The 3,842-nt window shown below is 39.9% G+C and carries 3 protein-coding genes and 2 pseudogenes; 4 read left to right on the top strand and 1 reads right to left on the bottom strand.

Going from position 1 to position 3,842, the window contains the following annotated elements; all coding sequences use genetic code 11:
- Positions 1–418: 418 nt before the first annotated feature.
- The 4 genes and pseudogenes from IQ242_RS19060 to IQ242_RS26355 form a co-directional block, all read left to right on the top strand.
- On the top strand, positions 419–1,504 hold the full coding sequence (locus IQ242_RS19060) for a tRNA (guanine-N1)-methyltransferase (RefSeq protein ID WP_193961048.1): 1,086 nt from the start codon (positions 419–421) through the stop codon (positions 1,502–1,504).
- 115 nt (positions 1,505–1,619) lie between these two features.
- A pseudogene (locus IQ242_RS19055) lies at positions 1,620–1,986 on the top strand (DUF2887 domain-containing protein); the annotation flags it as partial.
- 41 nt (positions 1,987–2,027) lie between these two features.
- A complete protein-coding gene (locus IQ242_RS19050; RefSeq protein ID WP_228021091.1) occupies positions 2,028–2,408 on the top strand; it encodes a hypothetical protein in 381 nt (126 codons plus the stop codon).
- Positions 2,409–2,627: 219 nt separating this feature from the next.
- Positions 2,628–2,886 (top strand): annotated as a pseudogene (locus IQ242_RS26355) (hypothetical protein); the annotation flags it as partial.
- 70 nt (positions 2,887–2,956) lie between these two features.
- On the opposite strand, the gene IQ242_RS19040 reads toward IQ242_RS26355, so the two are convergent.
- Positions 2,957–3,842 (bottom strand): formylglycine-generating enzyme family protein (locus tag IQ242_RS19040; protein ID WP_193961046.1); only part of this gene is annotated, 886 nt, incomplete at its 5' end.

The raw sequence follows: 3,842 nt of genomic DNA, 5'->3' as shown, positions 1-3,842 counted from the left end.
ATATCAAGGTTGAATGATTTTGCTTTTAGGTTATCTCCCATCAGACCGGATTAAACTGTTATAAGATATTAAAAAATAGTTATTTTTTACCTTCAATTTGCCGTTCTCATGGGGAAACTATCAGCTTTTTAGGGATATAATAGTAAAAAAATCGGGAATTTCTGCTAATTTTACACTTTCTTTAGATTTATCTTCTATCTTGATGTCTGATTGGTTTTGGCAGTGGTTGACCCTTTTCGATCCTAGTTAATCATGGAAAGACAAAAGAAGAGATCGAGTGCTAAGTAGGTGGGTGGAATTAAATATAAAATGAACGTAGGTTGGGTTGAAGCATGAAACCCAACGCCCGCTCATGTTACGCTACCGCTAACCCATCCTACAAATAATTGTGCCTACCTACTTAATTATGAGATGAGCGATGCAGGAAGAAAAAGCGATATTTAATATCAACAATACTTTTTATCGACCGGAGAGTAAAATCGTCCGAGATTTAGGAGTTTTAGGGGCGGCAATTGCCCAAAAAGAGCGGGGCAGTTTGCGCGTTTTAGAAGTAATGAGCGGCTCTGGTGTGCGAGCGCTCAGGTATTGGTTAGAAAGTGGTGCGGATTGGCTGTGGGTTAATGATGGTAATCCAGAAATTAAGCCAACTTTAGACGCTAACTTAGAGAGTTTATTACAACAGAAAAAAGGTAAAATAACCTATAAATCTGCTCAAGAAGTTCTCCTAGAATGTTATCTTGAAAAAGACCATTATGATCTAGTTGATATTGATGCTTTTGGTTCTCCTGCATCTCTGTTCAGTGCTATTCCTTTAGCCACTAAAATCGGTGGTTTAATTTATCTAACTAATACCGATGGACGGACGCTGACGGGTCATAATCTAGAAAATAGTTTAGCTGATTATGGAGCCTATGCTCGCAATCATCCGGCTGCCCACGAACAGGGATTAAGATTAATTATCGCTGGTTTGCAATTAGAATCGGCCCGATTAGGTTTAGGAATTACGCCGATTTTTTCCTTCTTTTTTGGTCAAAGTTATCGGGTGATGGTGCGGTTAACAGCTAATAGACAATTAAATAGTCATAACTACGGTTTTCTCGGTTATTGTCATAGCTGCGGGGAATATCAATCAGTGCCTTGGCCGAAGTTAGGCAAGATAGTTTGTTCTGGGGACGGGCAACCTTTAACCTTAACCGGACCCTTGTGGTTAGGCAGTTTACACGATCGCCTTTATCTAGAAAAGATGGCAGATTTAGCCGCTCAATGGCAGTGGAAAAAGGTAGGTAAATTGTTAGAAATAATGAGGGAAGAAAACGATTTTCCTCCCTATTTTTATAGCTTTCGGGAAATTGGTAGAAGGGGTAAATTAGATTTACCCAAAATGGAAGATTTAATTGCAGCTCTCTTAGAACAAGGTTATCGAGCCGCTGCCACCCATATTAACCCGCAAGCGTTGAAAACTAACGCTTCTTTAGCCCAATGTATCGCACTGCTCAAGGACTAATTAATTAAGGTTTGCTGAATAAATCTAAAGGCTTTTTTAAAAGCAAAAAGTGCCAGTCCTTGCAGTGATCAGGGGGTAAAATTCCGGGACTTTTTCCCTGAAAATTAGGGAAGTGGAATCCCTGGGAATATCGATGTTACAGTTAATTATAGCACCAACCGCAAGAGCGATCGAGCAGGGAAAACAATTAATTCCACGGATTAGACAAGAATTACCTAAGGTCAAACAACAGCAAGAACTTTTAGAATTGATAGAGACAATCTTGGTTTATAAGCTACCCCAAGTCAGTAGAAAGGAGATAGAAGCGATGTTTAGTTTAAGTGATTTAAAACAAACTAAAGTGTATCAGGAAGCTTTGGAGTAAGGCAGACAAGAAGCTGAATTAACAGCGTTTATTGGCATTAGGATTAAACTTTGAACAGATAGCACAAGCTTTAGAATTAGAGATCGAACAGCTTAGACAAGCGACTCAAAGGGAATAGGAAAAGTTCAAAGCGATCGCAATAAGGTAACATAGCGTATCATGCTAAACGACTTTTGTACTATAGCAGAGAGACTAGCTGTGTCATCATTAGACATCTCCGAAAAAAACGTAGGGACAATTCATGAATTTTACTCCGAAAAAGTAGGGATAGTTCATGATTTATACTCCGAAAATGTAGGGATAATTCATGAATTATACTCCGAAAATGTAGGGATAATTCATGAATTACACTCCGAAAATGTAGGGACAATTCATGAATTATACTCCGAAAATGTAGGTATAATTAATAAATTTTACTCCAAAAATGTAGGGACAGTTCATGAATTGTCCCTACCAAGAATTTCAGGTTACGCATATTTAATTTTCGGAGATATCCATTCTCTATTATCTGGGATTATTGGCATATCTGTAATGATTTGAGGGCAAGGAAAACAATTAATTCCACGGATTAGACAAGAATTACCTAATCTCAAACAACAGCAAGAACTTTTAGAATTGATAGAGACAATTTTGGTTTATAATACCATTTTTCTTTATTCTTGGCAGGTATCTTACCCCCCCTTGCCCCCCCGACATCGGGGGGTGGGGGGTTAGGGGTGAGGGCGATTAACCATCTCTGCCATTACTTATGAAAAATGGTATAAGTTACCCCAAGTCAGTAGAAAGGAGATAGAAGCGATGTTTAGTTTAAGCGATTTAAAACAAACTAAAGTTTATCAGGAAGCTTTGGAGTAAGGCAGACAAGAAGCTGAATTAACAGCGTTTATTGGCATTAGGATTAAACTTTGAACAGATAGCACAAGCTTTATCTCGTTATCTCGTTATCTCGTTCCCAGGTTCTACCTGGGAACGCTCTCTTCAGGTTCTACCTGAATATTGCTTTAAGGCAGAGCCTTAAATATTGTGTTTCAAGGCAGAGCCTTGAAACAAGGGAAAAAGGGTAAAAAGGGAAAAAAAGGGAAAAAGGGTTATAGAGTCCTCCCGGCACCGCACACCACGCGAAAACCGAGGCTGCCGTAGAAGCCGACGCGCCTATCGAAGTCGTTGCGGAAAGCGGAACGGCAGAAAAATGGATTGTAGCACCAAGAACCGCCCCGCAATATTTGATAATCATCATCATTTGTTAACCAAGCACTGCCATCCTTTGGCGCATTCTCATAGGTACTATGCCAATTGTCTTCGCACCACTCCCAAACATTGCCAATCATGTCATACAGTCCCCAAGCATTGGGTTTTTTCTGTCCCACAGGATGAGTTTTATCCTGAGAATTTGCGCTATACCAAGCGTAATCTCCTAACTGATTGGCATCATCACCGAAATAAAAGCGAGTAGTAGTCCCCGCACGACAAGCATATTCCCATTCCGCTTCCGTCGGTAGGCGATAGGTTTTCCCTGTTATTTGACTCAATTTCCGACAAAAGGCTTGAGCGTCATTCCAACTAACCTTTTCTACCGGATTTTGGGGATTATTTTGAAACCAAGAGTTATTTTTAAAATAAGAGGGATTGGTTCCCATTACCGCTTCATATTGTGCCTGAGTGACTGGATATTTACCAATGGCAAAACTGTTGACTTTAACTTGGTGTTGAGGCTTTTCATCATCCGAAGCATCGGGATCACTATCAGGAGATCCCATGAGAAATTCACCTGCTGGTAAGCTCACCATCTCCAGTGTGACTCGATTGGGTAGTTTTTCGGTAAATGGAGTAGGTGAAACAGGCTTTTTGACTGCTTGTAAGGCATTTAAAACCTGTTGTGCTGTCCATCTTTGTTTTCTATCTTTTTGCAAACACCCTTCAATAATCGGTTTAAACTCTTTCGGTAAACTGGGGATTTGTAGCTCACAATTTATC

The organism is Microcystis sp. LEGE 08355, assembly GCF_015207185.1.
GTDB classification, from domain to species: domain Bacteria; phylum Cyanobacteriota; class Cyanobacteriia; order Cyanobacteriales; family Microcystaceae; genus Microcystis; species Microcystis panniformis.
Note: the sequence above shows the minus strand (reverse complement) of the source record. Positions and strands in the feature narration are given on the sequence as shown.